We start from the raw sequence: 18074 nt of genomic DNA on the forward strand, positions 1-18074 counted from the left end.
GCGCCAGTTTTTGATTGCGTTTATTGTGCGGGATGAACCTGAGGGAAGCTCATGGTTGGGTGTTTTTCGACGATACTTTTGTATCCGTATACGTCTTCAATCATTGACGGCTTTAGCGCCTCCCAAGGACTTCCATCGCAAACTAAGTGTCCATCTTTCAATACCACTAATCGGTCGGAATATTGAGCGGCTAAATTTAGGTCATGCAACACCACGATAACCGCGGCATTGTGGTTGTCGGCGAGATCTCTCGCGATCTTTAAGGTGTTGTGCTGGTGGGCAAGATCCAGTGCTGATGTGGGTTCATCAAGCATCAAGATACATTGGTCACCAGAATAGTGAAGCTGGGTTAGCACTCGAGCCAAGTGAACACGCTGTTTTTCACCGCCGGATAGCGAAGGGTAGAGCCTTTCACTCAGGTGAGTCACATCGGCAACATCCATTTTTTGACTAGCGATGTTGGTGAGCTTCTTGTTGGACTCTTGCAGAGGAATGCCACCAAGCTCGACAACTTCATGTGCCAAAAATGGGAAGGTCAACGTACTGTGCTGAGGTAGCATAGCCAGATGCTTCGCCAATTTTTGAGAAGGCCACTTGTCTTTGGTGTGTCCAAAATATTGGATATCGCCGTTGCTCGATATCTCTTGGCACAAGGCTTTAAGTAACGTGCTTTTCCCTGCGCCATTTGGCCCAAGCAGTGTTGTTACCTTTCCTGCCTCAATCTCAATAGAAACGCCATCTAATATCACTTTGCTGCCGAACTTCACTTCGATATCGGTCGCTTTTAACGCTGAAGGAAACATTAAAGGATTCTCCCTTTCTGTTGAAATAGAAGGTACAAGAAGAATGGAGCGCCGATAATCGCGGTAACAATGCCCACAGGTAATTCTGCTGGTGCCAGTACCACACGAGAGAACATGTCTGCGGCTGTTAGCAGTAGTGCGCCTAGTACTGCTGACAATGGTAAAAGAACTCGGTGATCTGGGCCTGCCAACATACGACCTAAATGAGGAATAACGAGCCCGATGAAACCGATCATGCCAGACAGGCTCACTGTGATACCAACGCCTGCGGCTGTCAGTAGAATGAGCTTTCGTTTGAGTTTTTGTACTGGGATGCCAAGGTGTTGTGCTTCTGACTCGCCCAGTAATAGAGCATTTAGAGACATCGCTTGGCGGTAGAAAACAACAAACAATCCAACGAGCGTGACAGCAGCCAGCAAAATCCCTGACCACTTAGCGCCTGCCAATGAACCCATCGACCATAATGAAAGATCGCGCAGCATTTGGTCATCAGCAATGAAATTCAAGAACCCAATACCAGCACCGGATAGCGCACTGATCGCCACACCCGCCAACAACATGATGGTGACAGAAGTGCCGAACTTACCCGTGCCTAGTTTATAGACCAAGAGTGTGGTTAAAGCGCCACCTAAAAAGGCAAACACAGGAACGGCCGCAAAATTCATGAAGGCCGGGTATTGCAATGAGAGTTCAGAGAAAAGAACAATAGCCAACGCTGCACCTAATGCCGCGCCTGCAGAGACACCGATGATCCCAGGCTCAGCAAGCGGGTTGCGGAATAGCCCCTGCATAACCGTACCACACAAAGCGAGAATCGCGCCTATTAGCATGCATAAAATGGTTCTAGGTAAGCGAATCTCTTGAATCACTAAATTGATGTGTGGGGCTAAATCATTGTTTGGTTGGAGTAAGCTCGCTGCACTGTCAGCTAAGCTAATGTTCATTGGCCCAACGGTAATTGAGAACAGTGCGACGAAGACTAGGGTAGCTCCTAGGCCTAACATCGATGTTTTCAGTGGGACGGATCGTAGCAACATAAAGAGCCTCAATGTCTATCACCCGCTTCAATACTTATCACCGACTTCGCAAAAAACGAGACGGTGATGAGCATTAAGCAAGCAACAGTGGAAATAGGGTAGTTGAGTTATAGCGGGTAGATAAGTTATAACGGGTAGATAAGTTATAACGGGTAGATAAGAGCGTTTAATCGCTTGGCTTCTGAAAGGCTTTCAAGACCAAGTCCGCCAACTAATGCACTGCCTTTTACGGTAATGATTTGCTTGTTCATGCCAGCAGGAGTCGCTGCTAACATAGGCAGCGATTTAAGAATGGCGTCAGCGCCGCCCATTTTTTGGTAGCTGCGGCCACTCACCAAGATGACATCAGGCTGCATTTCAACGAGTGATTCCATCGATAGTGGTTTGTAAGACGTCAGGCTTTTAGCCGCAGGGTTTACACCGCCAGCCAATTCAATGATCGCGTTTGGTGACGTTTCACCGCCAGCAACGTTCGCCGGGCGACCTTCATGCAATAATAAGAACAGAACTTTCTTCGCTTCGTTGCTTGGTACTTGGTTTGCTTTTAGTGCCGCAATCTTCTTATTTACTTCAGCTTTGACTTGCTGTGAGTGAGCTTCGGTGTGGGTAATTTTTGCGATTTGGTCGATACGCTTTAATAACCCCTCAACGTTTGCTTCGGTATTGACGATCTCGACATCGACACCGGCAGATTTCAGTTGAGAAATGGCGTTGTCTGGCCCCATTTCATCCGAGCCAATTAGTGTCGTTGGCTCTAAAGCAATCAAGCCTTCTGCTGAAAGGTTTCGGTGGTAACCAATCTTCGGCAGATTCTCTGCTTGAGGGAAATGGCTGGTCACATCAATTGCCACTAACTGCTCTTCAGCGCCTAATGCCAAGACCAATTCAGTCACAGCACTGCCCGCACTGATGATTCGAGGTTGCTCAGCGTCGTTAGCATTGGCGATAGGTGCTGTTAGTACCAAGCTCATTGCAGCTACTGAAAGGAGATGTCTCTTGGTCGTTAATTTATTGAGCACGTTTAAGTTGTTCATAATCATTTCTTTATATTATCTACTTGTTTCGCGAAGATTCTCAGTGAGCAGTCCGTTCGCATTGTGAGTTCGAATCTATAGAGAGGTTTAGCTCTGGTTATTTGGTCTTAGTAACTAGAGCTTAACTTCATGAAAATAGAGAGTTGTTCTAGCCATCTTCAGTGAGCAATTGAGTCGCTGGTATTCCGTTCTCTTGAAGGAAAGACAGCAACTTCACTAGGTTCTCAACGTTGGCGGCTTTATCTGCACCAATGATGATCGGCTTCTTGTCTGATGTGCCTGTTTCTTCTAGCAATGCAATCTTGAAGTTTTCCCAGTCGATGTACTCTTGGCCGTTAATCGCCCAGTAGGGTTCGTGGTCTAAGATATTGACGCTAATCGAATCTTTATGAACTTCAGAAACGTTCTTAATATCAGAGCTCGGCAGTTCGACTTCTAATGACTCCAACTTCACCGATGCTGTCAGCAGCAGGAAAACCATCACGATAAAAATGATGTCGAGCAGCGGTGTTAAGTCCGGAGCTAAACTTTGTGTTTGAGATGAGTGGGGCGTTTTAATCATGCTTGTCTCGCATCACCGACAGCGACTTTGTTTAATGATGAATCTTTAGTTTCGTCAGACTGATTAGTTTGAATCGACATGCCTTCTAACCACACATTCACATAATTCAAAGTATGTTCTAGCTGCGCCAAAACCCTATCGGCCCAAAGCCCAAGCAGTTGAGACCCTGATATTGCAGGCAGTGCAATCATCAAACCTGCAGCTGTGGTTCTCATTGCTAAGCCAAGGCCGTCAGCTAGATCATTTGGTGTGATACTTCCGGTGGTAGCAGCTACACCTTTGAACATCTCGATAAGACCAAGCACCGTACCAAGCAAGCCAATTAGTGGACTGATCACGCCGATCAAACCAAGCAACCTTAAACCTGCATGAAGCTGGTGGCGTTTTTCTTGTAGCCAGATGCCTGCCGCATCTTCACGTAGTCCTTTCGAAAAAGAGTGGTGAGCAAGCAACATCGAGACGCCCTTGTACAGCAGCGGTCGTTTACCAGAAATAGACTGAGCGAGAGCCTCAATTTCTTTGCTGTTGGTTGGTGATATTTGATTGAGCTCGCGACGAATGGCGCGTTTGCCAACACCAATGCTTAACATCACTTGGAAGACACGTTCAGCGATGATCATTGCGGTTAATGCTGAACAGATAAGAAGAGGCCAAGTCATTAAGCCAAGTTGATCTTGTAAGTAACTGATTTGTTGCATGATTATTCCAACCTAAAACGAACAGGTAGTTGTACTCGGTGAGCAATCGCTCGACCATTGACAGTGTGGGGTGAGAACTTCCATTTTTTAATGGCGTCTAAAGCGGCGTTGTCGAGTATTAGTACGCCTGATGAATTTACTAATGCTTGCTTAATTTGTTTGCCTTCCGCGTCTAACCAGACCTCATAAATTGCGACCCCTTCAATACCACGACGTCTTGCCTGTCGAGGGTAAGTCGGGGGAGTAGGGGGAGCTGAAAACGAAGGCTTAGTGACTAGCACAGGCTCTTGGTTTGATACGCCTTGGTTTACTTGCTGAGGTTGGTTGGCAGACTCGGCCAGGTTTCTATCGACTTTCTTATCGGCCAGTTTTTCTGGTTGAGGCGTTGGTTTGGACTTTGGTTCTGGGCGTTCTTTCTTAACGACCTTTTTCTTTGCTACTGGCTTCTTTTCAACAACCTTTTTCTCTACTTTCTTGGGTTGAGGCTTATTGGTGATCGCTTTTTTCTTTGGTGTCGGTTTGGCTTGCTTTGGCTCAACGGCCTTGGGTTCGACAGGTTTAGGTTCAGCTTGTGAGACCGTTTCTTTGATTGGTTCTGGTTCAACCGGCTCTGTGATGGTTTTTTGTTGAGCCGGGGAAGGCGTGCTCTTAGGCGTGAAGTTGATCGATACCGTGTTCGATTGGCTACCTGCAGGCATCGCGAATACTTTGGATTCTTGAGCGACAAACAATAGCGCTGCATGAATCACTAACGATGCACCGCCTGCAATAACATATCTAGGAACGTTCACTTTCAATCCTTTACCAAATCTAAAATCTGTACCGGATTATTGCCCAGAATCTAAATAAGATCAATTATCAATTGCATTATCATTTGCGTCTATTTATGATTCTCTCAGTTTTAGCGAATAGTCTTCCAGACTTTGCTATGTAAGTGTTTAGAGAGATTATATGAGTCTTGATATTTATAAATTTGACGAATCAATCCTGGGTGTTTCTAGCCCAGATCCGCTTCGTTTTGCGTTTGCGAAAAAGCATTCTGCACATGCCGGAGGAAGTTCAATTCCGGTCGACCCGAGCAAGAAGTTGGAGCTCTTTGATGAGCTGATGCTAAGCGAAGGGAAGAAACAGGATAAGCGTTGCTTGTATATCCATATTCCTTTCTGCCGTGTGCGTTGTACGTTCTGTAACTTCTTCCAAAATGCCGCAAGCCGCAAATTAGTGGATGAGTACTTTGATGCTCTGATGGTTGAGTTGAAGCAAAAAGCCAAAACCCCTTGGGCTCAGTCTGGATTATTTCATGCCGTCTACATTGGTGGCGGAACACCTACTGACTTGTCTCCTCAACAAGTCGAACAGTTAGGTAAGGCTATTCGCCAATATTTCCCACTGGCAAACGATGTGGAAATGACCTTGGAAGGGCGCATCAATCGCTTTGGCGACCAAATGTTTGATAGCGCGCTTGAAGGTGGTTTCAATCGCTTCTCATTTGGCATTCAAAGTTTCAACACTCAAGTTCGACGCAGTGCCAAGCGCTTAGATGACCGAGAAGTTGTATTGGAACGTATCAGTGCTCTGAGCCGAACCGAGCAAGCTCCCATCGTTCTGGATTTGCTTTACGGATTACCATACCAGTCTATGGAAGTGTTCCAACAAGATTTAGAAGACTACATGTTTACTGGTGCACACGGTATTGACCTCTACCAACTGATTGTTGGGGGTAATGCACCTATGCTTAATCTCGTTGAGAAAGGAAAAATTCCACCACCAGCGAATACGCCAGATAAAGCGAGCATGTACTTGGCGGGTGTCGAGTTCATGGCAAAAAATAAGGTCAAGCAACTGAGCGTGAATCACTGGACTCGAGATAACCGAGAACGCAGCATTTACAACAGCTTAGCGAAAACTTATGCCGAAGTTCTGCCGATTGGTTGTGGTGCTGGTGGCAACATTGGTGGTCATGGTGTGATGCAACATCGAACTTTAGACAGCTACATGGAGTCTATAAAGCAAGGTCAATTGCCAATAGCCATGATGACGAAGCAAAGTTCACTAGAGCCAACCTTCTCTTCATTGAAGGCCGGTTTTGATTCTGGTGTTGTTAGAAGAAGTACGTTACCGACCTTTATGGGACAAGACACGTTCGATTATCTGAAGCCTCTGTTTTCGCATTGGGATAAGAATGGTCTGGTTGAGCTTTCAGAGGATTACTTGAGCCTGACTATTGCTGGCAGCTTCTGGGCAGTAAGCCTGGCTCAGAGTGTGATTCAAGTGCTTAACGCTGAATATCAGGCTATGCACCCAGCACCGAAAGCGTCAGGTTCGGGCGTTCACCCGCACGCAAGTTTGAAACACGCTTGATATCGAATTTTTAGTTTATACCTAGGGTGTGTTGACCTTTCGAGGTTAAATTTTGTTCGAGATAAAAGCGTTTTAATCGCGGCGAGGGGGAAGTAGCCTAGTCATTCTAAGCAAATCTCCCTCAACAAAGAGTAGAACGCTTTTAGCCGAACCCTTCGGGCAGCGTTTGCTGGTCATTTCTACTACGTTATTGGCTTCTCATGTAGGCTAGCTACACATCAAAGCCTCTGCCTTGTATAAATACCCAGCAACTCGCTGCAAAAATCAGCTCGAGAGATCAACACGCCCTAATGTAAATTACTCGTTTATACGGAACATATTCAATGACAGATACAACATTAGAAATGACAGAAACTCTAGAACAACGTGTCGCTCTTATTCTAGAAGAAGAACCTAAGCTACTTCCTACTGCGATTGCTGAGAAGCTAGGCGTTTCAGAAGTTGAAGTAGTGGCTGCTTTTCCAAACGACATGGCGGTAATGCTAGATGGCGGCCGTGCTCAAGAGATTCTAGAAGGTTTAGTGGGCTGGGGCCCGGTGACCACAATTATGCATTCATTTGGCTCAATCTTCGAAGTAAAGGCTCCGTTCCCTAAAGGCAAAGTAGCACGTGGTTACTACAACTTAATGGGCAAAGAAGGCGAGCTTCATGGTCACCTGAAACTCGACAACATCAAACACGTTGGTTTGGTGAGCAAGGCGTTCATGGGCCGTGAAAGTCATTACTTCGGTTTCTTTAGTGAAACTGGCGAGAACATTTTTAAGATCTACCTAGGCCGCAATGAAAAGCGTGAGCTTATTGCCGACCAAGTAGAACGCTTCAAAGCACTAAAAGAACAAGCTTAAGCACGATTAACGGCAAGCCTAACTAAGGTTGCCAACTCGTTTAAACAGTACATCAATGCTCGAGGATCGTTTAGTTCGCCAATGATCGCTCAACCTCGGGCAAAAATAATAAATCAGAGAAAGTGAAGAAAGGAATTACCCATGGAACAGCAAGTAAAACAAGAACGTCTACAAGGTCGCCTAGGTCCAGAAATTAAAGAATTTCGCCAAGAGCGCCGTACCCTTCAACTTGCAACGGTTGACGAAGAAGGTCGCCCGAACGTAAGTTACGCGCCATTCGTTCAGAACCAAGAAGGTTACTTTGTTCTCATTTCTGATATTGCTCGTCATGCTCGTAACTTGAAGGCTAATCCTCAAGTGTCTCTGATGATGATTGAAGATGAAGAGAGCTCGAAGCAGCTTTACGCACGTAAGCGTTTAACGTTTGATGCACAAGCGAGTGTTGTAGAGCGTGAAACGGAGCTTTGGACTCAAGTGATCGGCCAGATGCAAGAGCGTTTTGGTGAAATCATTGATGGTTTGAGCCAACTTCAAGACTTCTCTCTGTTCAACCTTAAAGCAGAGAACGGCCTATTCGTTAAAGGCTTTGGTCAGGCATACCAAGTGTCAGGCGACGATCTGGTGGATTTCGTTCACCTACAAGAAGGCCACAAAAAAGTATCTAACGAGTAATCTCGTTCAACCTATTTTTTCAGGAGCCCTCCAATGTGAGGGCTTTTTTATGTCTAAATCAAAGAGTTTGGTATATTGGCGTTTGATTAACATTTATGAGTAAGGATCGGTACGTGAAACCAGTAAGTCGAGATTGGGATGAGTTCTGTTACCCGTTTATTTATGAAGACAGTCCTATCTGTGATTTTGAAATTTTGTCGGACGAACTTTGTTGTCGAGTTGGGTTGGTACTGTCTTTGGAGTTGGAGCCTCAGGTTCGCGAGATACTGCAACGCCTGCAGCCGAACATCTATCACTTGAATGGTTCTGTACGTGGGAAATTAGCCATCACCGAGTCTGAATTGGTCGAGCTCAAGCAAGACTATCATCGTATCCGTGAGCAGCTAGAAGGCGGGTTCAAAGGTTTTGTCTTACCCGGCGGGCATCGAGTATCCAGCGAGCTTCACTTATGTCGCTGTCAGGCTAAAAAAGTTGTGCGAGCGCTGGTGAGTATTGAGCATCATGAAAGTAAAAAATCGCCAGATCCGATTCTTTTTAAATACGCTAACTTAGTCGCGAACACACTCTATGCATTGGCGTCTTTTACCAATCATGTCAATGAGGTAGAGGAAGTGGAATTTGTGAGTAAGAGCTATTCTATGCCAAAGAAATCTTAAGGAAGAGTTCTACATTGATTCATCTCTAATATCTAATCTTTAAGAAGCTAAGAAGCTAAGAAGCTAAACCATTAAGCATTATGCTAGGTTTAGCTTCTAAAACAGAGCCTAAGCAGCCGTAGATGCTTCGTTTAAGACTTTTGCGCCGCGTAGCATGGCTTCGATTAATTCGCCCGCATTGAACTTCTCAAGCGCTTCATGTGCACCTACCTGATTGGCTCGGTCGACACAGATTTCACTGGACAGTGAGGTATGCAAAATACAGTAGGCATGACTCAGTGCGCTGTCATTTTGTACTTCAAACGCAAGCTCATAGCCATCGAGCCCAGGCATCTCAATATCACTCACGAGAAGATCAATTGCATTGCCAGCGCTGGCTTGGCGTCGCATTAGATCGATCGCATCTAAACCATTATTACAAATGCTATAAGGGATGTTGATGCTGTCTAAGGCATCAGATAGCTGTTTCCTCGCGATTAAAGAGTCATCAACCAATAAGATATTCAGCGCTTTGAGACGCTCCCTTTCTACATCGGTCAGCATTGGAATATGTGCGTTTTCATAAGCCGGGTAGATCTTAGAAAGTAATAACTCTACATCGAGCATTTGCACGATACGATCTTCAAAACGCGTAATACCCGTAACAAACACATTACGACCCACACTGACGGGTGGCGATTCAATGCTTTTCCAATCACATTCAATGATTTTATCAATCGAACGAACCAAAAAGGCCACTACTGTTCTTAAACAATCAGTGACGATGAGCACACAATCTTGGTATTCAGCGGGTGTTATCGGTCGAAAGCCAATCGCTGCAGACATATCAATGACTGGAACGGTAAGATCGCGGATGGTCACCGTACCAATCACGTGATGATGGGAGTATGGGATTTGAGTCATCGGCTGAAAAGGCACTATTTCTCTTACCTTAAGCGTGCCAATCGCAAAACTTTGAGTAAGGGATAATTTGAACATCAACATTCCCTGTGACTGACTCGCTTTACTGATCGGTTTGGCCATAAGTGGCTCCTACTTAATACGCGCTTAATTTATAAGGATTAATTTAAAGGGAAACAGGGGTATCGGCAAGTCACTATACGGTTTTTAGGGGCTTTAAGGCAGTTGTTTTCGGTTATAGAGTGAAGATTGACAGTTCTTGGGTTAAAATCACGCTAAACGCGCGCTGTCGATGGTTTTATGTCGACAAGTCGTTAGCGATAAACAGAATTACAACAGTCAGTTCATTAACGATGTTCTAAACCGTCGTAAGTAAACTGACCGCAACACACTGAGAATTATCATGGCAAGAACAGCAGCAGCGCTTCATATTTTGGTGAAGCACAAAGAAGTAGCAGAAGACATCATCAAGCAGCTTAAAAAAGGCGCTAAGTTTCAAACGCTAGCGAAGAAGCATTCAACGTGTCCATCTGGTAAAAAGGGCGGCGACCTAGGCGAGTTCAAAAAAGGTCAAATGGTGCCTCAGTTTGATAAGGTTTGTTTCTCTGGCGAGACGCTAGTACCACACCTTGTAAAAACAAAATTTGGCTGGCACGTCGTGAAGGTTCTTTACAGAACTTAGTCATAAATATGTGTTAGATTGAATAAAAGGAGCGTATATACGCTCCTTTTTTGTCACTTTTTTGTCACTTTTTTGCGCATTTAAAAGCACTATGGCTGAGTGTTCATCCCAGACGTTATGCGATAATTGGCACTACGCCCTTAACTATCCACCGTGACTAATCGGTGGGAGGAGGAGGGTTTTTAATGAGTAACTCATATAATAAATACCATTCTTAAGGAAATTTATGCAGCTTTGCCTTTTAGCCTTTGTATTTATCTAGAAAGCTGTAAACAAGTTTGGTAGGAGAACAACATGGATAGTTCAGCTATGTTAAGCAACCCAGCGACAGATGTGATATTGCATGCCTTTGACTGGTGCTACGCTGACGTAATGAAGAACGCCCCACTGATCCAAGAGTTGGGTTATAAATCTGTTTTAGTATCACCGGCAATGAAGTCGTTACGCGGACCTAAAGGTTGCGACCGTGATTCTGGCACCCAATGGTGGCAGCGCTATCAACCACAAGATTATCGTGTGATTGATAATCAGCTTGGTGACACGCAAGATTTCACTGCGATGGTGAACACGTTAAAGCAACACGGCCTTCGTACCTATGTGGACGTCGTATTTAACCACATGGCCAATGAGTCGGGTATCCGTGGTGATTTAACGTATCCAAATCAGCAAGACATGGCGTCTTATCAAGAAGATGCTGACTATTACGAATCCATACGTTTGTTTGGCGATCTTTCTAAGCCTTTATTTGATGAAAACGATTTTGTTGAAGCGTTTGGTATCAAAAACTGGAAAGACACTTGGGAAGTACAGAACGGACGTATTACCGGTGGAGTTAGTGACCCTGGCTTGCCAACGCTGTTAGACAACGACAATGTGGTCGCGCAGCAGAGAGCTTACCTAAAAGCCTTAAAAGAGATTGGCGTGAAAGGGTTTCGCATAGACGCAGCGAAACACATGACACTGTCACATCTACGCAAGGTGTGGACTGATGATATCTGCGAAGAAATGCACATCTTTGGCGAGATCATTACTGATGGTGGTGCGACCAAAGAAGAGTATGAGTTGTTCCTTGAGCCTTACCTCAAACACACTCGCTTAGGCGCTTACGATTTCCCTCTGTTCAATACTATCTTCAAATCCTTTGAAGAGCAGGGTAGCTTTAAATCTCTGATCAACCCTTACTGTTTTGGTCAGGCGTTATCGAATATGCGAGCAATCACTTTTGCCGTCACTCATGATATTCCAAATAATGAAGTATTTTTGGATCACGTAATGGGTGAAGTTGACGAGCGATTAGCTCATGCCTTTATTCTTGGTCGAGACGGCGGTGTGCCGCTTGTTTACAGTGAGCTAAGTACCAGCGGCATTCTGGATCAGAACGGTCAGCCTCGTTGGCTTAACGATTGGCAAGCGCCTTACATGAAAAACATGATTCAGTTCCATAACCATGTTCATGGCGAAGCGATGCGTGTGGTTGAGGCAAATGATGATTTGCTGGTGTTTGTCCGTGGCGACAAAGGCATTGTGGTGATCAACAAGTCGAAGCGAAGTAAAACGGCATCACTGACTTGGACTGGTACAGTAACGGATTTGTTGTCTGGTGCAGTGTTTGATTGTGTCGATAAGACGCTAACCATTCAGGTTGAATCTAATCAGTGCATGATGCTGACGACCAATGAGTTCGAACTTGTGATGAGTTAAGTCTGATCGGTTAGAAAGAGAAGTCGAAAAAAGAAAGACCCGTTTACTAGCATCTAGTAAACGGGTCTTTTGTTTTTTTGGTTCTTGGCTGAACGTTGGTTAAGCTATGCGTTGATTAAGCTAAGCGCTGATTAACACATACTTCTGTTAAACCGTGAACTTGTTCAATAGTTCATCCTGTGCACGAACATTGTCAGTTTGTACCTGCATTGCCGTGTTTGCTTCTTGAGCCGCGTTGGATACTTGTGTTGAAAGGTCTTTGATCTTAACTGTGTTGTTGTTGATCTCTTCCGCTACTAAGCTCTGCTCTTCTGCTGCTGAAGCAATTTGAATATTCATATCAGAGATACGCTGAATCGCGTCACGGATGCGGTCAAGTGAAGAGTTTGCTTGCTGAGCACGTTCAACGGCGTCAGTGGCTGTGTCTTTACTTTGGTTCATCGCGTTCGATACTGAGCTTGCACCCGCTTGGAGCTGCTCAATCATGTTGCGGATTTCAGTGGTCGATTCTTGAGTACGTTGTGCCAGAGTTCGAACTTCATCGGCTACGACTGCGAAACCACGACCAGACTCACCAGCACGTGCCGCTTCAATCGCTGCGTTCAATGCGAGTAGGTTAGTTTGGTCTGCAATATCGTTGATTACTTTAAGAATCGTTTCGATGTTGGCTGTCGCTGATTCCAGTACTTGTACTTCTGCAACCGCTTGGTCGATACGTGCTGAAAGGTTATCAATCGCTTGAGTGGTATCACTGACTACAGATGTACCGTCTAGCGTTGCTTCGTCAGCTTCACGAGCCGCTGCTGCTGCGCCTTGAGCGTTGTTTGCGACTTCAGTTGCGGTAACCGCCATTTCGTTCATTGCGGTTGCTAACTGCTCTAGTTCCTGCAGTTGCGTGTTCATCGCGTTTGCTGATTCGCCTGCGCCTTTAACCGTGATTTCAGTACCACGCTTAATCTCAACACCAATCGCTTTTGATTGAATGATTTGGTTTTGCAGGTTTTCAGTAAAGGTATTGAAACCTTTTGCTAGGTCAGAGAACTCTTGGTCTGTGTTGGTATCTAGGCGCTTAGTTAAGTCACCTTGACCGCTCGCCACATCTTGAATTGCTTGGTTAAGTACATCAAGTGGACGCATTAACACACGAATCAAAACAGTCAGTGCAATGATGCTGAGAATAACCGCAATCAACGAGTAGATCATTGAGCTGTTTTTCAAATCTTCAACGGTTTGGTAAGCGATCTCTTCATCAAGGATTGCACCTATGTACCAATCTTCACTTGGGATGTGAGTGAAGTTCACTAGGAACATCTTGCCGTCGACTTCAATTTCTTGAGAGCCTTCACGAATGCTTGCTTGTGGCATGTAGCTTGAAAGCATTTCGCCATTGTTTTTCGCATTCGGGTGAGCAATCGTTGTGCCGTCGGCAGTGACTAGGAATAGGTAGCCCGCATCAAACAAGTTCACTTGGTTTACCAATGTCGCAAGGTTAGTCAATTCTAGGTCGTAGAACATACCTGCCGTGAAGCGGCCGTTGTCTTTGACTGGCGTACCTACAGAGATGATGACTTTCTTACTTGATGCATCCACATAAGGAGCGGTAACAACTAAACTGTTTTTGGATTTAGCATCAATGTACCAAGGGCGAATTCGTGGATCGTAATCAGGGCCAGCTTCCCAACCGTCATCATTTTCAATAACGAAACCGTTTGCTTCGTAACCAAAGCCAACCGCTAGGAAGCTGCTTTTAAGCTTTGGCTTTTCTAATATTTCTTTTACGTAAGTACGATCTTCAGGGTTGATCTCGATGACTTCAGTCGTCGATTGAGCCAACGCTTTCTTGGCGTTCATCTCTGATTCGACGGTATTTTTAACGCCAGAGACCATTTCTTTCAGGCTTGCATTGACGTGGTTTTCTACAGCACTTCTTACAGTGTAAAGTTGTTGTATTGAAAGCAATGATACTGTCACTAGCAGCAAGGCTGATGATGCAGCAACCACCTTATGGCTAAATTTCATTGAGTTTTCCCCTTCTCACAGACTTTGCGAAGACTAAAGTTAATCGTATTTTTGTAATTATATATATCGACTAGATTGAAATTAACTTGAATGTAATTTCACAAAATAGACTACAAAAATACAACAATCTAAACAATACAAAATTCACTAAATCACATATTTGTTACTTTTAGTATTTGGTTCAATGAGTTGAAGATACACGCGAGCCTAGAGCCTAGGGGTATTGATAATTTATTAATTAGACGTTTATGTGTGTGGTTTTCTATTATAAGACGAGAAGGAAGGTAAACAGATATGAAATTAAATGATATGCCAATTTTATATCTTGGATGTATTTTTGGTGGGTAGGTGAATGTATTTTGAGCGGATAGGGAATGTCTTTACTGGCAATAAAAAGCCCCACAAAAGTGAGGCTTTATAAAATAGTTCTTAATTACGCTATATCAGTAGGGTCTAATTTAGAATATTAGATGTGCTACACCAGCGATAACCGGAAGTGTAATTAACGTACGCAGAATAAAGATAATAAACAGTTCGAGGATGTTCACTGGAATCTTACTGCCTAGAAGCAGAGCACCTACTTCAGACATGTAGATCAGCTGAGTTACCGACATTGCTGCAATAACAAAGCGAGTCATCTCGTTGTCGATAGAAGCCGCAAGGATTGCCGGGATGAACATGTCTGCAAAACCAACCACGATGGTTTCAGATGCTGCAACCGCTTCAGGAACACCAAGTAGCTCTAGGAATGGAATGAAAGGTTGACCTAGGAATGAGAATACCGATGTGTATTCTGCAATAACCAGTGCCATCGTACCAAGGCCCATAACAACAGGCAGTACACCAAATACCATATCTACGGCGTTACGGATGCCTTCAGCAAATACTGACTTAGCTGACTTAACTTGTGATGCTTTGTTTACTGCTAGCTCAAGACCCCAAGAGAATGTCGAGTGACCCGCTGGGATTGCATCAGCATCTTTGTGAGGCTTGCTGCCATCAATGAAGGTGTCTTTCTTCATGCTTAGTGGCGGAAGGCGAGGGATGATTACCGCAGCCACAATACCCGCTAGACAGATTGCTGCGTAGAAAGGTAGGAATAGGTGCTCTAGCTCTACTTGAGCAATAACCACAAGGCTGAACGTGATAGATACTGCAGAGAAAGTCGTACCAACTACAGCGGCTTCACGCTGGGTGTAGAATTTCTTCTCGTATTGTTTGCTTGTAAGCAGGATACCGACACTGCCGTCACCTAACCAAGAAGCCATACAATCGATAGCACTACGACCAGGCAGGTTGAAGATTGGGCGCATTACTTTACTTAGTAAGGTGCCAAACAATTCTAGCAAACCAAAGTTAAGCAGTAGTGGCAGTAACAAACCAGCAAAGATAAACACTGAAAATAGAGTAGGCAATAGGCCTTCTAGCACGAGACCGCCGGTGTTTTCTTCCCAAATAAATTCAGGGCCGACTTGGAAGAAAGCCATGAATGCTGCAGCACCGCCGATAAGACGAACCAACAACCACAGTGGAGATGGGTTGAAAAGGCCGTTTAAAAATGAGTTCGATGTAATGAATGCAGGTTTGAAAATGGTGCTTAAAACGGAAGCTACAGACATGAAGGCAACGATTGCAGTGATAATAGCAACTAGAGACTCACCGAAAACCGCTTGAATTGATTTTGCTAGAATAGCGACAGGGATCGTTAGATCACCTTGGTAGCTGATTGGTGCCATGAAAAGGAATAAACCAATCAGAGATGGGATTAAGAAAACCCAGAAACTGCCTTTAGATTTCTCTGGTTGAGCAGTATTCGTGTTGTTAGACATGTTAATTGTTCTCGTATTTCTACATGTAAAAAAGCCACATCCTTGGCGTTTTTATTCTCTAAACATCCGTATTTTCTCACTGGCTGCAAGATTACCCAGTATTGATAGTGCTTGCAATACTATTCATCAAATATCGCTAACTATTCACACTGGTTATTCTGCAACTCATTAAGAGTTTAGAATAAAGTGTTGCGGATGTTACGTAATTTGAGGATATATTGCCAGATATTTATAAATTGACTGGCGTTTCAGTTCGATAGGTCAGGTAGAGCCAGTAGCTAAATGCGATAATGAAAGCGAAAGAGGCAGGGAAAGCCAGCGCCAAAATTTCAAAGCGCTGGAACAGACAAGCACCGCTTAAACCACCAAACAGAAAGCCAACCACAATGAACATCAGCAGTTTGGCTTTACGACGGTCAAAAGGCATCCCTTTTAAGCGAGCACCAATCATGATCCCAAGATCCGTGATGATCCCGCTCATATGCGTTGTTCGAATGATCGCACCGCTGTAGGTCGTTATCATCGCGTTCTGCAAACCACAGGCTGCTGAAGCGAAGTATTGACCTGAAGTGTAACCCTGTAACAGTGCCCAAAGTGCTAAAAATAGCAATCCCCCTTCAATACACAGAGCAACGCCGTAACGACGCCCTAACTTCAGTGCTTGGTTCTCAATAAAGAACCCGCTGAAGGCTGCACCTAACATAAAGCTCATGATAATCAGTAAAAGATGTAAAGAAGCCGAAGTTGGTGTGAGCAGGCTACTGCCTAATAAAGACATGGTGCCTGAAATGTGGGAGATCGCTTGATGCTGAAAGCCGAGTAAGCCAATCGCATTAACGCTGCCAGCAAGGCCTGCTAGCAGCAAAGCGCCGTATTCAACCCAGCGAGGTAGCTTAGAAATCATGTGGTCACCCTGGGTTAAAAAGAGGAGCAGATTATAACGCTAGCGAAAAGATACGCTAGCGCTGTGGTGCGTTGATATTTGATCTTAGGCAACAGTATTGCAGTTTGTTCTAATGCAGTTGCTTTATCGAGATAAAGGTCAGTAACAGGCTAGTTGTAGTGACTCATTTGATGGTCAAATTTGACCCACCCGTGTTTGCGTTCTTCGTAGACTGAAAAGCTCGGTAGCGGAAAGTCTTGCTCTTTAAATAATCCGAGCGGGACGATATAAAAATCGGCAGCAGCAATAGATTGTAAGAGCATGGTGGTGCCACACTTAGGGCAAAACTGATAGGTCACTTCACTGCCCGTATCACTGATGCGTGAGAAAGAAGTGACTTCTCCGTTTAATGTGACTTGTTCTATTGGGAACCGAGCCTGAACACCAAACACACTTCCGGTGCGTTTCTGACATTCATAGCAATGGCATACAGAGGTGCGTTGAGGCTCGCCTCTGCATACTAGGTTGACTGCTCCACAGCGGCATTCGCAACTTCTGATATTTCTATCTTTAATATGATTGATATCCATCCATGCTCCACTTCTGGTTAACCCTGTATTGATAATTATACTAAAGCCCTTTATGGTCTGCACAACTGGATGAAAACAAAAGAATATAATTGCTCATGAAAAAGAAAATCTTACCTATTCCTCTGATTTTACTGATTCCAATTGTCATGCTGGTTGTGGTGATACTGGCGGGTATTTATCGCTTTAGCTTAAGCGACGAAGAGATCTTGGCGAAGTTTCCTTCTTCTCAAGTCAGTTATGACCCTGTTGTTGAAACCGTTTTTGATTTGAAGACGACCAACCCGTGGACAATTAAAGTACCCGAAACCAACGCGTACGCTTTTATTAATGAAGTCGATGAACCTAGAGCTATAGCCTTTGGACGCTATGACTCGGGTGTTGAGCGTGGTGTGGTAACGGTAGACACCAACAACCTTTCAGCGGTCACGTTGGGCAAGGCGAGTTTCTTTGTCGCACCGATGTGGGTATCTAACCAAGGCAGTGGCGTGTTCTATTATCTTGGCTTGTTTAAACATGACCAGCAGCGAAGCCGTGTCGTGCTAGTCAACCAGCTTTTTCTAGGCGATAGAGTGCAAATTCAGACTTTAGAGGTCGCTCAGCAGCAAGATTTACAATCCGCTAGCAAACAAACAGGGGAAGGTTTTATCGGCTTTACTCAGCATTCTGCGGAACAATCATTTGCAGAATCCCCTTCTGAAAAGGTGTTAATGAGCTTTTCTTTTGATACGCAATCAATTGGTAAGCAATAACGTTTTCGTTAATGCAAGGATCTGTTGTTTATGTGAGCTAAATTACATATTAT

The 18074-nt window shown here is 44.5% G+C and carries 18 protein-coding genes; 7 read left to right on the forward strand and 11 right to left on the reverse strand.

All coding sequences use genetic code 11. The annotated features are described in order from the left end of the window. Positions 1 to 20: 20 nt before the first annotated feature. From AC3CID_RS17240 to AC3CID_RS17265, 6 genes are all read right to left on the reverse strand, one after another. Positions 21 to 803 (reverse strand): heme ABC transporter ATP-binding protein, encoded by a 783-nt coding sequence (locus AC3CID_RS17240; RefSeq protein ID WP_108187788.1) that lies wholly within the window; start codon positions 801 to 803, stop codon positions 21 to 23. Further along, positions 803 to 1840 carry an iron chelate uptake ABC transporter family permease subunit gene (locus AC3CID_RS17245; RefSeq protein ID WP_372244590.1) on the reverse strand — a complete coding sequence of 346 codons (1038 nt, stop codon included), beginning with the start codon at positions 1838 to 1840 and terminating at the stop codon, positions 803 to 805. Before AC3CID_RS17245 ends, AC3CID_RS17240 begins: the two co-directional genes overlap by 1 nt. A 143-nt stretch (positions 1841 to 1983) precedes the next feature. Beyond that, a complete protein-coding gene (locus tag AC3CID_RS17250) occupies positions 1984 to 2874 on the reverse strand; it encodes a heme/hemin ABC transporter substrate-binding protein (RefSeq protein ID WP_488527775.1) in 891 nt (296 codons plus the stop codon). A gap of 148 nt (positions 2875 to 3022) precedes the next feature. Then, complete coding sequence (locus AC3CID_RS17255; protein ID WP_017077389.1) at positions 3023 to 3436, reverse strand: ExbD/TolR family protein; 414 nt, start codon at positions 3434 to 3436, stop codon at positions 3023 to 3025. Further along, the gene (locus AC3CID_RS17260) at positions 3433 to 4134 is read right to left on the reverse strand and encodes a MotA/TolQ/ExbB proton channel family protein (protein ID WP_017087354.1); all 702 of its coding nucleotides are present in this window, start codon (positions 4132 to 4134) and stop codon (positions 3433 to 3435) included. The genes AC3CID_RS17255 and AC3CID_RS17260 overlap by 4 nt, the downstream gene beginning before the upstream one ends. A gap of 2 nt (positions 4135 to 4136) precedes the next feature. Then, positions 4137 to 4925, reverse strand: a complete 789-nt coding sequence (locus tag AC3CID_RS17265) for an energy transducer TonB (RefSeq protein WP_488518969.1) — start codon at positions 4923 to 4925, stop codon at positions 4137 to 4139. Positions 4926 to 5085: 160 nt separating this feature from the next. Here AC3CID_RS17265 and hutW point away from each other — a divergent pair, with 160 nt between their 5' ends. The 4 genes from hutW to AC3CID_RS17285 all read left to right on the forward strand — a co-directional run bounded on the left by hutW (position 5086) and on the right by AC3CID_RS17285 (position 8668). Next, positions 5086 to 6495 carry a heme anaerobic degradation radical SAM methyltransferase ChuW/HutW gene (gene hutW / locus AC3CID_RS17270; RefSeq protein WP_488527776.1) on the forward strand — a complete coding sequence of 470 codons (1410 nt, stop codon included), beginning with the start codon at positions 5086 to 5088 and terminating at the stop codon, positions 6493 to 6495. Between the two features lie 323 nt (positions 6496 to 6818). After that, positions 6819 to 7340: a heme utilization cystosolic carrier protein HutX gene (gene hutX, locus AC3CID_RS17275; RefSeq protein WP_102446960.1), complete on the forward strand. Its 522-nt coding sequence runs from the start codon at positions 6819 to 6821 to the stop codon at positions 7338 to 7340. Positions 7341 to 7481: 141 nt separating this feature from the next. Beyond that, positions 7482 to 8012 (forward strand): heme utilization protein HutZ, encoded by a 531-nt coding sequence (hutZ, locus tag AC3CID_RS17280; RefSeq protein ID WP_004731858.1) that lies wholly within the window; start codon positions 7482 to 7484, stop codon positions 8010 to 8012. 113 nt (positions 8013 to 8125) lie between these two features. Further along, positions 8126 to 8668 carry an ATP:cob(I)alamin adenosyltransferase gene (locus AC3CID_RS17285; protein WP_004731855.1) on the forward strand — a complete coding sequence of 181 codons (543 nt, stop codon included), beginning with the start codon at positions 8126 to 8128 and terminating at the stop codon, positions 8666 to 8668. A gap of 108 nt (positions 8669 to 8776) precedes the next feature. Here AC3CID_RS17285 and AC3CID_RS17290 read toward each other — a convergent pair whose 3' ends face one another. After that, a complete protein-coding gene (locus AC3CID_RS17290; protein ID WP_017087350.1) occupies positions 8777 to 9691 on the reverse strand; it encodes a chemotaxis protein in 915 nt (304 codons plus the stop codon). A gap of 280 nt (positions 9692 to 9971) precedes the next feature. Between AC3CID_RS17290 and ppiC the strand changes: the two genes are divergently transcribed. Together ppiC and AC3CID_RS17300 are read left to right on the forward strand one after the other, a co-directional pair. After that, a complete protein-coding gene (gene ppiC, locus AC3CID_RS17295; RefSeq protein ID WP_004731852.1) occupies positions 9972 to 10250 on the forward strand; it encodes a peptidylprolyl isomerase PpiC in 279 nt (92 codons plus the stop codon). A gap of 294 nt (positions 10251 to 10544) precedes the next feature. Then, a complete protein-coding gene (locus AC3CID_RS17300; RefSeq protein WP_479275031.1) occupies positions 10545 to 11951 on the forward strand; it encodes an alpha-amylase family glycosyl hydrolase in 1407 nt (468 codons plus the stop codon). 147 nt (positions 11952 to 12098) lie between these two features. On the opposite strand, the gene AC3CID_RS17305 is transcribed toward AC3CID_RS17300, so the two are convergent. The 4 genes from AC3CID_RS17305 to AC3CID_RS17320 form a co-directional block, all read right to left on the reverse strand. Beyond that, complete coding sequence (locus tag AC3CID_RS17305; protein ID WP_004731849.1) at positions 12099 to 13970, reverse strand: methyl-accepting chemotaxis protein; 1872 nt, start codon at positions 13968 to 13970, stop codon at positions 12099 to 12101. Between the two features lie 458 nt (positions 13971 to 14428). Continuing rightward, a complete protein-coding gene (locus AC3CID_RS17310) occupies positions 14429 to 15799 on the reverse strand; it encodes a YjiH family protein (protein WP_004731847.1) in 1371 nt (456 codons plus the stop codon). A gap of 229 nt (positions 15800 to 16028) precedes the next feature. Then, positions 16029 to 16703, reverse strand: a complete 675-nt coding sequence (locus AC3CID_RS17315; RefSeq protein ID WP_004731845.1) for a YoaK family protein — start codon at positions 16701 to 16703, stop codon at positions 16029 to 16031. A gap of 149 nt (positions 16704 to 16852) precedes the next feature. Further along, entirely contained in the window at positions 16853 to 17335 is a 483-nt protein-coding gene (locus AC3CID_RS17320) for a GFA family protein (protein WP_488527777.1), read from the reverse strand. A gap of 32 nt (positions 17336 to 17367) precedes the next feature. Between AC3CID_RS17320 and AC3CID_RS17325 the strand changes: the two genes are divergently transcribed. After that, a complete protein-coding gene (locus AC3CID_RS17325) occupies positions 17368 to 18021 on the forward strand; it encodes a hypothetical protein (RefSeq protein WP_237298316.1) in 654 nt (217 codons plus the stop codon). The last annotated feature ends 53 nt before the right edge of the window (positions 18022 to 18074 follow it).

It is taken from the genome of Vibrio sp. QJM3NY_21 (assembly GCF_057785975.1).

Excerpts from the sequence above, each read along its gene's own strand:
- AC3CID_RS17240 (WP_108187788.1), bottom strand. The coding sequence starts at position 803 with ATGTTTCCTTCAGCGTTAAAAGCGACCGATATCGAAGTGAAGTTCGGC.
- AC3CID_RS17245 (WP_372244590.1), bottom strand. The coding sequence starts at position 1,840 with ATGTTGCTACGATCCGTCCCACTGAAAACATCGATGTTAGGCCTAGGA.
- AC3CID_RS17250 (WP_488527775.1), bottom strand. The coding sequence starts at position 2,874 with ATGAACAACTTAAACGTGCTCAATAAATTAACGACCAAGAGACATCTC.
- AC3CID_RS17255 (WP_017077389.1), bottom strand. The coding sequence starts at position 3,436 with ATGATTAAAACGCCCCACTCATCTCAAACACAAAGTTTAGCTCCGGAC.
- AC3CID_RS17260 (WP_017087354.1), bottom strand. The coding sequence starts at position 4,134 with ATGCAACAAATCAGTTACTTACAAGATCAACTTGGCTTAATGACTTGG.
- hutW (WP_488527776.1), top strand. The coding sequence starts at position 5,086 with ATGAGTCTTGATATTTATAAATTTGACGAATCAATCCTGGGTGTTTCT.
- hutX (WP_102446960.1), top strand. The coding sequence starts at position 6,819 with ATGACAGATACAACATTAGAAATGACAGAAACTCTAGAACAACGTGTC.
- hutZ (WP_004731858.1), top strand. The coding sequence starts at position 7,482 with ATGGAACAGCAAGTAAAACAAGAACGTCTACAAGGTCGCCTAGGTCCA.
- AC3CID_RS17290 (WP_017087350.1), bottom strand. The coding sequence starts at position 9,691 with ATGGCCAAACCGATCAGTAAAGCGAGTCAGTCACAGGGAATGTTGATG.
- ppiC (WP_004731852.1), top strand. The coding sequence starts at position 9,972 with ATGGCAAGAACAGCAGCAGCGCTTCATATTTTGGTGAAGCACAAAGAA.
- AC3CID_RS17300 (WP_479275031.1), top strand. The coding sequence starts at position 10,545 with ATGGATAGTTCAGCTATGTTAAGCAACCCAGCGACAGATGTGATATTG.
- AC3CID_RS17305 (WP_004731849.1), bottom strand. The coding sequence starts at position 13,970 with ATGAAATTTAGCCATAAGGTGGTTGCTGCATCATCAGCCTTGCTGCTA.
- AC3CID_RS17310 (WP_004731847.1), bottom strand. The coding sequence starts at position 15,799 with ATGTCTAACAACACGAATACTGCTCAACCAGAGAAATCTAAAGGCAGT.
- AC3CID_RS17315 (WP_004731845.1), bottom strand. The coding sequence starts at position 16,703 with ATGATTTCTAAGCTACCTCGCTGGGTTGAATACGGCGCTTTGCTGCTA.
- AC3CID_RS17325 (WP_237298316.1), top strand. The coding sequence starts at position 17,368 with ATGAAAAAGAAAATCTTACCTATTCCTCTGATTTTACTGATTCCAATT.